General features: G+C 70.1%; 13 protein-coding genes. 3 read left to right on the top strand and 10 right to left on the bottom strand.

Annotated features, from left to right (window positions below; translation table 11 throughout):
- Nucleotides 1–109 precede the first annotated feature (109 nt).
- The gene (locus tag NBE95_RS22265; protein WP_289896826.1) at nt 110–1,054 is read right to left on the bottom strand and encodes a pirin family protein; all 945 of its coding nucleotides are present in this window, start codon (nt 1,052–1,054) and stop codon (nt 110–112) included.
- 324 nt (nt 1,055–1,378) lie between these two features.
- Here NBE95_RS22265 and NBE95_RS22260 point away from each other — a divergent pair, with 324 nt between their 5' ends.
- From NBE95_RS22260 to NBE95_RS22250, 3 genes are read left to right on the top strand one after another with little or no spacing between them, the layout of a single operon-like run.
- On the top strand, nt 1,379–2,755 hold the full coding sequence (locus NBE95_RS22260) for a hypothetical protein (protein WP_289896825.1): 1,377 nt from the start codon (nt 1,379–1,381) through the stop codon (nt 2,753–2,755).
- Entirely contained in the window at nt 2,745–5,738 is a 2,994-nt protein-coding gene (locus NBE95_RS22255; RefSeq protein ID WP_289896824.1) for an AAA family ATPase, read from the top strand. Before NBE95_RS22260 ends, NBE95_RS22255 begins: the two co-directional genes overlap by 11 nt.
- Nucleotides 5,735–6,418, top strand: coding sequence for a Crp/Fnr family transcriptional regulator (locus NBE95_RS22250; RefSeq protein WP_289896823.1), 684 nt, complete (start codon nt 5,735–5,737; stop codon nt 6,416–6,418). The genes NBE95_RS22255 and NBE95_RS22250 overlap by 4 nt, the downstream gene beginning before the upstream one ends.
- Nucleotides 6,419–6,427: 9 nt before the next feature.
- On the opposite strand, the gene NBE95_RS22245 is transcribed toward NBE95_RS22250, so the two are convergent.
- The 9 genes from NBE95_RS22245 to NBE95_RS22205 form a co-directional block, all read right to left on the bottom strand.
- On the bottom strand, nt 6,428–6,625 hold the full coding sequence (locus tag NBE95_RS22245) for a hypothetical protein (protein WP_289896822.1): 198 nt from the start codon (nt 6,623–6,625) through the stop codon (nt 6,428–6,430).
- A gap of 151 nt (nt 6,626–6,776) precedes the next feature.
- Nucleotides 6,777–7,187, bottom strand: a complete 411-nt coding sequence (locus tag NBE95_RS22240; protein ID WP_019352820.1) for a hypothetical protein — start codon at nt 7,185–7,187, stop codon at nt 6,777–6,779.
- 150 nt (nt 7,188–7,337) lie between these two features.
- Nucleotides 7,338–7,682, bottom strand: a complete 345-nt coding sequence (locus tag NBE95_RS22235; protein ID WP_289896821.1) for a RidA family protein — start codon at nt 7,680–7,682, stop codon at nt 7,338–7,340.
- Nucleotides 7,683–7,711: 29 nt separating this feature from the next.
- The gene (locus tag NBE95_RS22230) at nt 7,712–8,842 is read right to left on the bottom strand and encodes an FAD-dependent oxidoreductase (RefSeq protein WP_289896820.1); all 1,131 of its coding nucleotides are present in this window, start codon (nt 8,840–8,842) and stop codon (nt 7,712–7,714) included.
- Nucleotides 8,839–10,233 (bottom strand): (2Fe-2S)-binding protein, encoded by a 1,395-nt coding sequence (locus NBE95_RS22225; protein ID WP_289896819.1) that lies wholly within the window; start codon nt 10,231–10,233, stop codon nt 8,839–8,841. Before NBE95_RS22225 ends, NBE95_RS22230 begins: the two co-directional genes overlap by 4 nt.
- Entirely contained in the window at nt 10,230–10,523 is a 294-nt protein-coding gene (locus tag NBE95_RS22220) for a (2Fe-2S)-binding protein (protein WP_199258065.1), read from the bottom strand. The genes NBE95_RS22225 and NBE95_RS22220 overlap by 4 nt, the downstream gene beginning before the upstream one ends.
- On the bottom strand, nt 10,507–11,634 hold the full coding sequence (locus NBE95_RS22215) for an FAD-dependent oxidoreductase (protein WP_289896818.1): 1,128 nt from the start codon (nt 11,632–11,634) through the stop codon (nt 10,507–10,509). Before NBE95_RS22215 ends, NBE95_RS22220 begins: the two co-directional genes overlap by 17 nt.
- Nucleotides 11,631–12,431, bottom strand: a complete 801-nt coding sequence (locus NBE95_RS22210) for an ABC transporter permease (protein ID WP_289896817.1) — start codon at nt 12,429–12,431, stop codon at nt 11,631–11,633. The genes NBE95_RS22215 and NBE95_RS22210 overlap by 4 nt, the downstream gene beginning before the upstream one ends.
- Nucleotides 12,428–13,243, bottom strand: a complete 816-nt coding sequence (locus NBE95_RS22205; RefSeq protein ID WP_289896923.1) for an ABC transporter permease — start codon at nt 13,241–13,243, stop codon at nt 12,428–12,430. The genes NBE95_RS22210 and NBE95_RS22205 overlap by 4 nt, the downstream gene beginning before the upstream one ends.
- Nucleotides 13,244–13,304: the final 61 nt, after the last annotated feature.

The raw sequence follows: 13,304 nt of genomic DNA, 5'->3' as shown, positions 1-13,304 counted from the left end.
GCCGTCGGCCCCGGCGGCCGGCCGGCGGGGGGCATCCGGATCGGGGCGATCCTGCCGTGCCGGCGGCGGGACCGCATCCCTGTCCCCATGCCGCCTGCCGCCGGAACCCTCATCTCAGCTGGTCGGGCAAGGGGATGAACTCGCCGTCGTCGCCCGGCGGCAGCTGGAAGCGGCCATGCTGCCAGTCGCCCTGCGCCCATGCCTGCTTGGCGGCGTCGATCCGTTCCTGCGACGAGGCGACGAAATTCCAGGAAATGTAGCGTGGCCCCTTCATCGTCTCGCCGCCCAGCACCATCAGCCGGGCGCCGGCCTCGCCGGCCTTCAGGCTGATGCGGTCGCCGGGGCGGAACACCATCATCCGGCCGGCCGGAAAGCGGTCGCCGGCGACCAGGATGCCGCCCTCGACCACATAGACGCCGCGGTCCTCGTGGTCGTCGGGCAGCGGCAGGCTGGCGCCGGGCGCAAGGACCACATCGGCATAGAAGGTCTCGGTGAAGGTCTTGACCGGCGCGCGCGCGCCCCAGGCCGCGCCCAGGATCAGCCGCACCTGCTTGCCCCCGTCCTCCAGGAAGGGCAGCGCCTCCTTGCCGTGATGTTCGAACGAGGCATCGCGGTCTTCCGCCTGCTCGGGCAGCGCGACCCAGGTCTGGATGCCGAAAAGCGAGCCGGGCTGCTTGCGCATCGCCTCGCTGGTGCGCTCGGAATGGGTGACGCCCTTGCCGGCGATCATCCAGTTGACCTCGCCGGGATGGACCATCTGGTCGGCGCCGGTGCTGTCGCGGTGCTGGAACGCGCCCTGGTACAGATAGGTCACCGTCGCCAGCCCGATATGCGGATGCGGGCGCACGTCGATGCCGCCGCCGGTCAGGAATTCGGCCGGGCCCATCTGGTCGAAGAAGATGAAGGGCCCGACCATCTGCCGGCGCGGCGCGGGAAGCGCGCGGCGCACCTCGAAGCCGCCCAGGTCGCGGGCGCGGGGAATGATCAGCGTCTCGATGGATTCCAGGCCCTGGCGATCGGGGCAATCCGGGTTCTGCGTGGGGTTCCAGCTCATGTCGGGCTCCTTTCGTGGGTCCGGGATGCGAGGGTTCAGCGTATCAGGTCTTGCGCAAGGCGGCATCGGGGCTGTCGGGGGCGGGCGCCATGCCGCCTCGTGCCGGGGCGGCGGGGTCACGGCGGCCGCGCGCACCGCATCGCGGCCGCGATCGCCGGACGACAGCCCTATGGGCTAGGTTTACAGGCGCGGCCGGCGTAAGTTACTAGAATAACAAATCGCATGGGCCAGTCATCCCGAACGGACCCACCGGTCCCAGGGCCGGGCGCGCCTGGCGATCCGGGGCGTTTCACCGCCCGCCGCCGTTGCTCGGGAGTCGTTCTGATGCGCCAGTCATTCTCCTGCAGGCTTGCAGACTATCCTGTCCTCGTCGCCGCGGCGGCATGGATCGCCCTGTCGGGGGCCGCATGGGCGCAGGACCCGCTGGCGTCGAACAACGGGCTTTACCCGTCGGACAACTGGCGGGGGCGCTTCCTGCTGGCGAACCTGGACTATCCCGAGCAGCCCGAGCAGAAGGGCTGGCCCTTCCGCGAGACCGCCGGCCCGCTGTCGCAGGAGACCGCGCCCGAATATGCCCGCCGCCTCAAGGCCTATCTGGGCCTGACGCTGGGGACGCTGGTGGACAGTCCCGACGACTGGGATCCGGTCAAGGCCGGCTGGTACGACATGGTCTGGAGCGGCGAAGGAACGGTCGCGGGCGGGGTGACGGACCCGACCTCGGGGCGCGAGGCGCTGATGAACACCTATTCCGGACAGATCATGCCGGCCGTGACCTTCCCCGAAGGCCAGGCGCCGCAAGGCCCGGTGCAGAACCATGCGGTGATCTATTACAATGCGCCGGCCGCCGCGATGCTGGGGCGGGTCTGGGCCAATCTCTATGCCCCGAACCTGAAGGCGGTCAGCTTCCCCGAAGGCTCGGTCGTGACCAAGGTCGAGGCGGTGACCAACACGCCCGAGGACTGGCCCGTCCTGGAAAACACCTCGGTCTGGCATGTCTTCCGCCCCACGACCGAGGACCAGCTGGCGGGCGGGCCGAACCTGCGCCCGCATGTCCTGCCGGTGCGCCCGCTGCAGATGGCCGTCCGCGTCAAGGACAGCGCCGCCGCGCCGGGCAGCGGCTGGGTGTTCGCGGTCTTCGTCTATGACAAGGACGCGCCCGGCCTTTCGGCATGGGAACGCTTCGTGCCGCTGGGCCTGCAATGGGGCAACGACCCGGAGGTCACCGGACCCAGGGCCGACCGCTTCGGCCGGGCCGCGATCCGGCAAAGCTGGATCAACCCGGCGGCCCCCGCCTTTACCCGCGAGACCTTCGGCTGGGGCGGGCGCCTTTCCGGGCCGATGGATGTCTCGAGCCGGCACAACGTCATCCTGCCCAGCGGCGAACGCTATGTGAACGACCAGCATGTCAACGCCTCGTCCTGCCAGAGCTGCCACGGCACGGCCGAGTTCCCGCGGGCGGCCAATCTCTACCCCTCGCCCAATCGCAGCTTTCCCCGCGACGACCTGCCCTTCCTGCTGTACGAGCCCGGCTCGCCCGACTGGATGCGCTGGTTCCAGAACCGGCCCGGATCCGAGCCGATGACCAGAAGCGCCGGGATCGTGGCGCTGGATTACGACATGGCGCTGATGTTCGCGGTTTCGGCCTATAACGAGGTCGCCGGAAACGCGCGGCTGGAGCAAGAGACCGTCGATGTCCATTAGCATGGAGCAGGCCGGCGCGGCGCCTTTCGCCGCGGGTGACGAAGCTGCCGACTGGTCGGAATACCGCCCGGTCTCGGCCATGTTCGTCGATCTTGTCGGCTCGGCCGAGCTGATCGGCACGCTGGGGCCGGAACGCTACAACGCCGCGCTGCGGGCGTTTCACAACCTGGTCACGGCGCATGTCCGGCTGTTTGGCGGCGAGGTGGTGCAATATCTGGGCGACGGCGTGATGTGCCTGTTCCATCGCGGCCACGAGGAGATGGCGCGCGCGGCGGCGGCGATCGCGGCCGGGCTGCGCATCGCCGGGGCGATCCAGCGGCCCGGATCGGCCTTTCCCGCCAATGTCCGCATCGGCATCGCCTCGGGGCTGGCGCTGTTCAGCGACGGGGCCAGCGCCGCCGGGGTGCGCGCGGTCGGCAATTGCATCAATCTTGCGGCCCGGCTGCAGGCGGTCGCGCCGCCGGGCAGCGTGCTGGTCTGCGCCGAAAGCCGGCGCGGCGCGCAAGGGCTGTTCGCGTTCCGCGCCCTGCCGGACCAGCCGCTCAAGGGCTTTGCCGAGGCGGTCAGCTGCTGGGAGGCGGGCGAGTTGCGCGGCGAACGCGCCGCAAACCCCGCCCGCCCGGGTCTGGTCGGCCGCGTGGCCGAAAGCGCGGCGCTGGAATCGGCCCTGGCCGAGGCGATGGCGGGCCGGGGCCAGACCGTCGCCGTCATGGGCGAGGCCGGCTTCGGCAAGACCCGGCTGCTTGAGGAATTCGCCCATTCGCCGCTGGCACAGGCCTGTCAGCGGCTGGTGCTGAACGGCCGCCGCGACGAAAGGGGCGGCGACTTCCACCCGATCAAGGCGCATCTGCTGTGGGTCGCCGGCGTGGTGCTGGACGATGACGAGCACCGGCGCGAGGCGAAGCTGCGGCAGATGTTCAGCGCGGTCTGGGGCCTGCAGGGCACGGCCATCGACGACCTGCTGGTGCTGCTTGACGCGCATTCCGACGCCGACCGCCAGCTCAGCGCCGATCCGGTGCTGCTGCGGCGCTGGCTTTGCGACCAGTTGACCAGTCGCATCCTTGATCTGCAGGGCGTCTCGCCGGCGCTGATCGTGGTGGTCGAGGATGCGCATTGGCTCGACCCCAGCTCGGTCGAATTCCTGGCCGGCTTCCAGGCGGTGCTGCGGGACCGGCCGGTCCTGATGCTGTTCAGCCAGCGCACCGCGGGCCCCGAGGACCAGCCGGTGCTGGCGGCCGATCTGGCGCTGCGCCTGCAGCCGCTGTCGCGCGCCCAGTCCCAGGACCTGATCCGCAACCTGCTGAGCGCGCGCGCCGACGACCTCGACATGGTCCGATGGGTGCAGGACAAGGCGCGCGGCGTGCCGCTTTACCTCACCGCCTTCGCCGATTACGCGCTGCGCAAGGAGAAGGCCGATTTCGGCGCGCCCGACCTGCCGCTGGACCTGCTCGACGTGATCGAGGAAAGCCTGGGCCGGCTGCCCGAGCGCACCCGCCGCTTCGCCCAGGCCGCCGCCGTCATGGGCCCGCATTTCGAGCCGACGATCATCGCCGCGCTTCTGGGCGAAAGCGGCGACGGCATCCGCCGCCATGTCGACCGGCTGGTGGCGGAAAAGCTGGCCGCGGAACGCGCCGGCATCCTGGGCATGGCCTTCGCGCATGACCTGGTGCGCGAGGCGATCTACGGCAATCTCGGCACCGATCTGCGCCGGCGGCTGCATGCCGATCTGGCCGCGGTGATCGAGACGCGCTGGCCCGAGGTGCCGGCGCATTTCCTGGCCCTGCATTTCGAGAATGGCGGCCAGCCCGCGCGGGCGCTGCGCTATCTGGTCAATGCCACGCTGGCCTCGGTCCGCGTCGGCGCCCTGCAAGAGGCGCGCGACCATCTGGGCCGCGCCTTCGCCCTGCTGCCCCACCTGACCGACAACCACGAGCGCCGCCAGCAGGAGCTGGCGCTCTACAGTCTCGAGGGGCCGTTGCAGATGATCCTGGGCGGGCCGGGCAATGCCGCCTTCGGCGATGCCCAGCGGCGCAGCATGGACCTGATGCGCGAGCTGGGCCTGAACCAGGATCGCGCGCATCTTTACTACAATTCCGGCCTGCACGACTGGGCCTGCTGCCGGCTGGACGCGGCGCAAACCACCGCCCGGACGGTGCTGGCCCTGCCCAACGAAGGCGAGGGCGCGCAGCTGGCCGGGCACACGCTGGCCGGTCTGGTGGCCTGGCACAAGGGCGATCTGGGGCGGGCGCGCCATCATCTGGCCCGCACCATCGCGCTTTACCGCCCCGAGAGGCACGCGCCGCTCTTTTCCAAATATCTCAAGGATTTCGGGGTGTTCAGCCTGTTCTATTCCGGGCTGACCGCCTCGGTCGCGGCGGAGTTCGAGGCGGCCGAGGATTTCGCCAGCCGCGCGCTCGAACTGGGCCGGGCCCTGGGCATCGCCCATGCCCGCGGCTTTTCCCTGCTGGCGATGTTCCTGACCGAGATGTTCCGCGGCGATCCCGAAACCACCATCGCCCATGCGAAACAGGCCGAAGCCCTGGCCCGCACCCATCATTTCCCGGAATTCCTGGCCATGGCCGGCTTCGCGCAGGGCTGGGCGCTGACCCGGCAGCCGGCGACCCGCACCGAGGGCATCGCGGCGATGATCGACGGGCTCGAGGGCTGGCGGCGGACGAATTTCATCGCCTGGCAGTCGCTGTTCGAGGCCATGGTGATCGAGGAACTGGTCAAGGCCGGCGAGCCGGCCCGCGCCCAGGCCTATCTGCCGGGGCTGAAGGCCCGCCTGGCCCAGACCGGAGAGGCGCAGTTCCTGGCCCCGGCCCTGATCGCCGAGGCGCAGCTTCTGGCCGCGCAGGGCCAGCCGCAGGCGGCGCGCGCCGGCCTGGCGCAGGCATGGGGCCAGGCCCGCGCGATGCGGGCGCATCTGTGGCTGGCCCATGCCGAACGGGCGGGCGAGCGCATCGGCTGGATGCCGGAATGACCCCGGATTCGGCGCGGGATATCGGGCAGTTTCCGCTGCTTTCGGGGCTGGAGGACGCCGTTCGCCAGCGCGCGGCCCGGTCGTTGCGCTGGCAGCATTTCGCCAGCGGCGCCATCGTCATCGACCGCGACGAGGAACAGGCCGACGTGCATTTCCTGGCCCGCGGCCAGCTGCTGGCCGTCTATTGGACCCGGGACGGGCGCGAGATCATCTTCACGTCGATGTCCGAGGGGAATTATTTCGGCGAGCTGACCGCGCTGGACGGGGTGCCGCGCTCGCTCTGCGTCTATGCGCGCACGGCGGCAGAGCTGGCGATCATGCCGGCCGCCGTCTTCCGCGAGCTGATCCGGGACAGCGGCCTGTTCCGCGACCGGGTTCTGGCCGGGCTGACGCATCGGGTGCGCGACCTGACCGAGCGGATGTGCCAGCTGACATCCCTGTCGGTGCCGGATCGCGTCAAGGCCTTCGTCCTGCGCCGCGCGGTCCAGGCCGACTGCCTGCGCCCCGGCGCGGTGCTGCGGGATTTCCCCACCCATGCCGAGATCGCCGCGCAGATCGGCGCCAACCGCGAGGCGGTCAGCCGGGCGCTGTCGGCGATGCGGCAGGACGGCATCCTGCGCGCCGGGCGCGGCGAGATCATCATCGCCGACCCCGATGGCCTGCTGGATCAGGATCTTTAGCGCCCGTAGTCATGCGGCGGCCGCGATCACCGCCAGCGCGCCCTGCGCCATCTCTTTCGAGATGCGGTCGGTGATGTGGCCCTTGGCGATCCGGTGCAAGGCGACTTCGATGGCGTCGCCGCTGATGGTTTCGTGGTCCTGCACAAGGGAAAGCGCGACCCTGCCGATGGTGAATGCAACCATATCGGGGCTTTGAAGATGCGACATGATTTCCTCTCCTGTCATGATGGACGCATCTCCCCGGCTTCGCTGTTCGGAATCCGAGGCGACCAGGTTTTCCGGTGGGCGGGGGGCGGCGCGGGTCCGCCCCCCGGAACTTGTCAAAACGTCACTCGTCAACACCCTGAAAAGTGCTTGGTCATGAAACGCCGCAGATGATCGGTTTGTCGGAATTGTAGTCGATGTAATGCCAGCCATTCCGGATCGTGGTGATGGAATAGACATCGCCGCTTTCGTCGATGAATTTGAAATGCCAGCCCTTGCTGTTGTAGAAATTGATCCGATAGGAATAGATCACGCCCCGGTCATGGCTGACATAGCCGTTGACGATGCCGATATTCTCGGCGCCGGGCGAGGTATAGCCGGCGCCGCCCGGCTCCCAGAACAGGGCCTGATAGCCCGGCGGGGTGGTCGGACCATGGGCCAGCTCATCGGCGAGCGAGGCGGCGGAATAGCCCTGTTGCTTGGGGTATCCGACCTCATAGGCCTTGCCCAGATCCGTGGTGCGGGACAGGACCAGGTGATTGTCGCGATCCAGAATATCCGTCATGGTAGCTCCTTGCCGAAAGCGATGGCCATCTTGGCAAGGAACAGACTAGCGCGGCCGCCGGCGCGGCGATGTGTCCTGGCGCACAGCGGCGGTTTTTTATGACTGCCGCGCGCGGCGGGCTGGCCGGGTCGTGCCCGGCCAGCCGCGGGGTCAGCGCACGGCCGAGACGACGATCTCGATCAGCACGTCCTTGCCCAGTTCGGCCACGCCGATGGTGGCGCGGGTCGGCAGATGCTGGGCGGGCAGCCATTCCAGCCAGGCCTCGTTCATGCCCTCCTTCTGGTCGAAATCGGTGATGTAGAGCATCGCCGTGACCAGCTTTTCCTTGTCCGAGCCGATCTCGGCCAGCAGCTTGTCGATCTTGGCGCAGATCTGCGCGGTCTGGCCCTTCATGTCCTGGGTCAGGTCGTCGGCGATCAGCCCGCCGAAATGCAGGATGCCGCCGGCCTCGACGATGCGGTGGTTGATCCGGGTCGGGAAATGGCGCTGGATCATCGGGTTTCCTTTCGTTGGGAAGGTTGTGATCACGCGGCGAAGCGCGCGATCGAGAAGGGCGCCAGGGGCGCATTGGTGCCGCCGGTGGCGATCAGCCCGGCCATGATCTCGCCCACGCCCGGGCCCATCTGGAAGCCGTGCGCGGAAAAGCCGAAGGCGTGGAACAGCCCCTCGTGGCGGGCCGAGGCGCCGATGACCGGGATGTCGTCGGGCATGCGCGCCTCGACCCCGGACCAGCTGCGGACGATCTGGGCGTCGCGCATGATCGGGAACAGTTCGGCGGCGACCTGCGCGGTCAGGCGCAGTTCGGGAAACAGGATCTCGGACAGGTTCGAGGCGGCATCGGCGCGGCCGCGCCTGCCGCCGCCGATGACCACGGTGCCGTTCGGCATCTGCTTGAAGGACAGGAGCCGCCCGGTCGCCCCCACCACGGCGTCGCAGAAATGCGGCAGCCGGTTGGTGACCAGCATCATCGGCGCGATGGCCTCGACCGGCGCCGGCTCGCCCAGCATCCCCGCCAGCCGCCCGCCCCAGGCGCCGGCGGCGTTCAGCAGGTGCGGGGCGCGGAAATCGCCCTGGGGCGTCGTCACGATCCAGTCGGCGTCGCGGCGGATGGCGGTGGCGGGGCAGCCCTCGTGGAAGCGCACGCCCGACGCGGCCGCCTTGCGCTGAAAGGCGAAGGTGGTCTTGTAGGGCTGGGCGAAGCCGTCGCGCAGCGCCGCCAGCCCGCCCAGGGCGTGATCGGCGACGGCGGGCAGCAGGCGGCGCAGCGCGGCGCGGTCCAGCATGACTTCATGGTCAAAGCCCATGGCGCGCAGGTCGGCGGCGCGGGCGGCAAGGCGGGCCAGCTCGGCCTCGGTTTCCGCCACCTTGATCTGCGGCGCGATCTGGAAACCGCAATCGTCGTCCAGCAGATCGGCGATGCCATACCAGATCTGCATGGAATGCTGCGAGATCGGCACCTCGGCGTAATGCCGGCCCAGCCGCCGCACCCCGCCGGCGTTCACCCCCGAGGCATGGCGGCCGATGCTGTCCTTTTCCAGCACGATCACCGACATGCCGCGCCGCGCCGCATGCAGCGCCGCCGAGCAGCCATGGATGCCGCCGCCGATCACCAGCAGCTCGGCCGAGCGGCCGGAATGCGGCGCCGCGCTGCTCATTCCGCCGCCATCCCGCTGGCGGGGCCGGGCTCGAAGCGCGCCAGTTCGGCCAGCGGGATCGGCTTCAGCGGCGGCCGGATGCGGTAATAATCGGTGACCTGCGGATCCTCGCCCTTGCGCGCGGCGATGATACCGGCCACGGCCAGACCGCAGACCCGGCCCTGGCAGGGGCCCATGCCGGCGCGCAGCATGGATTTCACCTGGTTGGGGCCGGGGGCGCCCAGATCGACGGTGGCGCGGATCGTGCCGGCCGTCACCTCCTCGCAGCGGCAGATGACGGTGTCGTCGGCGGGGGCAAGCACCTCGGGGGCGGGGGCGTAGAGCGTTTCCAGGAACGGCCGGACCGCGGCGTCGCGCGCCAGCGCCGCCCGCAGCCGCGCCATGCGGGCGGGATCGCCGCCGGCGATGGACAGCGCCACCAGCCGGCCCTGCAGGGCGGCGGCCTTGGCGCCGCCGATGCCCGCCCCGTCGCCCGCGACGTAAAGCCCGGGGACCGAGGTCTGGCCGCTGGCGTCCAGCACCGGGCGGAAACAGTGCTGGCTGGCGTCCCAGCGGTGATCGGCGCGCATCAGCCGGGTGATCTGCTGGTTCGGCACCACGCCCTGATGCAGCGCGATGCTGGTCGTCTCGATCCGCTGCGCGCGGCCGCCGGCGGCAAAGACCAGCGCCCGGGCGGCGTCCGCGCCCTCGACGGCAAGGCCGGTGGCATGGCGGTGGATCGGCACGCCCGCCGCCTTGACCTTGCGCATCAGCGCCAGCCCCTTGGCCAGGTAAGAGCGCGCCGGCAGCGCCCGCAGCAGATGCGGCAGCGCCGCCCGCATCCGCCCGCGCGGCAGGTTCTCGACCACCGCGCGCGGCGGGCAGCCGGCATCGACCATCTGCGCCGCCAAGAGCCACAACAGCGGGCCCGAGCCGGCCAGCACCGCGTCTTCCGCCACCACGCCCGAGCCCTTCAGCAGGATCTGCAGCGCGCCGACCGTGGTGACGCCGGGCAGGGTCCAGCCGGGGATCGGCATGGGCCGTTCCAGCGCGCCGGTGGCGGCGATGATGGCGCCGGCGCGCAGCTGGTGCGAGACGCCCCGATGCGAATAATCGACCACCCGGTCGGTGCCGATGTTCCAGACCAGCGCCCCGGGCAGGTAGCTTGCACCCGAGGCGCGGAAACTGTCGGCAAGGCTGCGACCCTCGGCATAGTCGGGGCCGAGGATCTGCAGGCGGCGCGGGCCGGCGGTCTCGATGCCGCGATAGATCTGGCCGCCGGGGGCCGGGGCCTCGTCCAGCAGGGTGACGGAAAGCCCGGCTTTGGCGGCCTCGGTCGCGGCGGCCATGCCGGCGGGGCCGGCGCCGATGACGACAAGATCGGCGAAGGGGGTGGAGGGGGTCGCGGTCATGGATGCACCTCTGCCGCGCCGCGCTGGCGGCGCACGGTCAAGCCTTCGGTCACGGGGATCATGCAGGCCTGCCGGTTCGGCTGGCCGTCGATTTCCACCAGGCAGTCGAAGCAGGCACCCATCATGCAGAAGATGCCGCGCGGCTGGCCCGAGACCGCGCTGTCGCGCAGGTCGCGGATGCCGGCCGCGGTCAGGGCCGCGGCGACGCTGTCGCCGGCCCGCGCCTCGATCCGGCGGCCTTCGAAGGTGAAGCTGAGCGTCGCCCCTTCGGGGTCAATGCGCCGTGGCATGTCCAAATCTCCTTGCGGTGAAGCGTTCGACCTGCGCGTCCAACCGGCCGCGCGCGATCATCGGCGCCAGGGCCAGCGCATGGGCGCCGGCCAGCGTGACGCCGGAATGGCAGTTGATGGAAAAGGCGCCGGGAAAGCCCGGGGATTCCTGATAGACCGGAAAGCCGTCCAGGCTGAGCACCCGCACCGCGCCCCAGCTGCGCACCACCCGCAGCCGGGCGATGGCGGGAAAGCAGCGCACGGCGTGGCGGGCGATGTCGCGGATCACCGCACTGACGCTGTCGGTGGAATAGCCGGTATCCTCGTGGCTGTCGCCCATCATCACCGTGCCCTCGGCGGTCTGGCGCAGCACATGGGTCGGCATCGGCAGCAGCGGCGCGGCGCGCTCGGTCACCAGGATCTGGCCCTTTTCCGCGCGCAGCGGGATGGTCATCCCCAGCGCCGGCGCCAGCGCGGTATTGCCATGCCCGGCGGCCAGCACGATCTTGCCGGCGCGGTATGTCCCCTTGGCGGTGCGGGCAAAGAAGCCCTGGCCGTCGCGCCCGACCTGATCGGCGCGCGCATCGGCGACATAGCGGCCGCCCCGCGCGGCGATGGCGGCGTGCAGCCCGCGCAGCAGCCGCAGCGGGCTGGCATGGCCGTCATGCGGCGACCAGCTGGCGCCGATCACGTCCGGCCCCAGCCCCGGCAGCATGGCGTCAAGCTGCCGGCGGTCGATGATCTCGGCCCCGTAGCCCGCGGCGCCGTTCACGTTGTGCATGCGGGCGATCTGGGCGCGCTTGGCCTCCAGCTCGGATTCCGACAGCATGAAATGCACGCCGCCGGGCTTTTCGTAATCGGGCGAGATGCCGCTGTCCTGCTGCAGCATCCCGGCGAATTCCGGCCAGAGATCGGCGGAATGCCGGGTCCAGCGTGCATAGTCGTGCAGGCCGTCGCCCTTGGACTGCACCCAGACCAGCCCGAAATTGCCCCGGCTGGCGCGCAGCGCCACGTCGCCCTCGTCCAGAACGGTCACCCGCTCGCCCTCGCGCGCGAGGCCGTAGGCCAGCGCCGCGCCGACCAATCCGCCACCGACCACCAGCGTGTCGGCGGCGCGTTCGTTGGAAATCATGACTTGCCTTCTCCGATCAGGAGTTTGTCGAGCCCGTAAAGCCGGTCCACCGCCAGCATCAGGGCCACCGTGAACAGGATCGCCACCGTCGAGACCGAGGCGACCAGCGGGTCCGTGGTCTGCGCGATATGCGAGAACATCCGCACCGGCAGCGTCGTGGTCGAGGGGCTGGCGATGAACACCGTCACCGTCAGCTCGTCGAAGCTGGTGATGAAGGCCAGCACCCAGCCGCCGACGATGCCCGGCAGGATGCTGGGCAGGGTGATGCGGCGAAACACCGTCCAGTCGGAGGCGCCCATGGCGATGGCCGCCCGCTCGGTCGCGGCGTCCAGCCCCACCACCGAGGCCAGCACCAGCCGCAGGATGAAGGGGGTGACGATCACCACATGGCACAGCATCATGCCGGTGAAGGTGCCGCTGATGCCCACCAGCGTCAGGAAGCGCAGGAAGGCGATGCCCAGCACCACCGTCGGCACCATCAGCGGCGACATGAACAGCGCCTGCAGCGCCTCGCGGCCACGGAAGCTGCCGCGGCCGATGGCCAGCGCCGCCGGCACCGCCAGCACCGTGGCCAGCGTCGCCGCGATCAGCGCCAGCTTCAGGCTGATCCAGGCCGCCGTGATGAAGTCGGGATTGTCCAGGATGGCCCGGAACCAGCGCAGCGACAGGCCGCTGGGCGGAAATTCCAGGTAGCCCGTCGGCGTGAAGGACACGCCGATCACCACGATGATCGGGGCCAGCATGAACAGCGCGAACAGCGCGCAGAAGGCCTTGGCGAAAATGCCGTTGCGTCTCATGCGTATTCCTTTCCGACCCGGGCCTCGACCAGCCGGGTCCAGGTCAGCATCACCGCCATGATCGCCACCAGCAGGATCATCGCGATGGCGGCGCCCAAGGGCCAGTTCAGCGTGTTCATGAACTCGTCATGCACGGCGGTGGCGGCGACCTTGACCCGGCGGCCGCCGATGATCGCCGGCGTGGCGAAGGCCGAGGCGGAAAGCGCGAAGACGATCAGCGACCCCGACAGCACCCCCGGCATCGCCTGCGGCAGCACCACGCGGCGAAACACCGTCCAGGGCCGTGCGCCCAGCGATTCCGCCGCCGCCTCGGCCGAGGCATCGGCGCGCTGCAGCGCCGCCCAGACCGCCAGCACCATATAGGGCAGCATGACATGGACCAGCGCCAGCACGATCCCGCCCGAGCTGTACATCAGCCGGATCGGCCGCTCGATCAGGCCAAGATCCATCAGCGCGCCGTTCAGCACGCCCTTGTTGCCCAGGATGATCGCCCAGCCCAGCGTGCGCACCACGACCGAGATCAGCAGCGGGCCCAGCACCACCAGCACCATGACCGAGCGCCAGAACGGCGTCATCCGGTTCAGGAACCAGGCCAGCGGCACGCCGATGGCGGCGCAGATCAGCGTCGTGGCCAGCGCGATGCCGAAGGTGCGGCCGAAGATCTCGTAGAAATAGCCGTCGCCCAGCACCTCGGCATAATTCGCCAGGCTCAGATCGCTGCCGATGCCCTTGTAGAAGTCGAAGCTGTTGAAGCTGAGCACCAGCGTCATCAGCAAGGGCACCAGCAGCATCAGCGCGAAAAGCAGCAGCATCGGCGCCGACAGCAGCCATTTGCGCGCCGCGGGCGGCAGCGCGGGGCGGGCGGTCTCGCGC

The organism is Paracoccus sp. TOH (assembly GCF_030388245.1).
GTDB lineage: Bacteria > Pseudomonadota > Alphaproteobacteria > Rhodobacterales > Rhodobacteraceae > Paracoccus > Paracoccus simplex.
The sequence above is the reverse complement of the archived record's forward strand: the minus strand, read 5'-3'. Positions and strand labels throughout refer to the sequence as shown.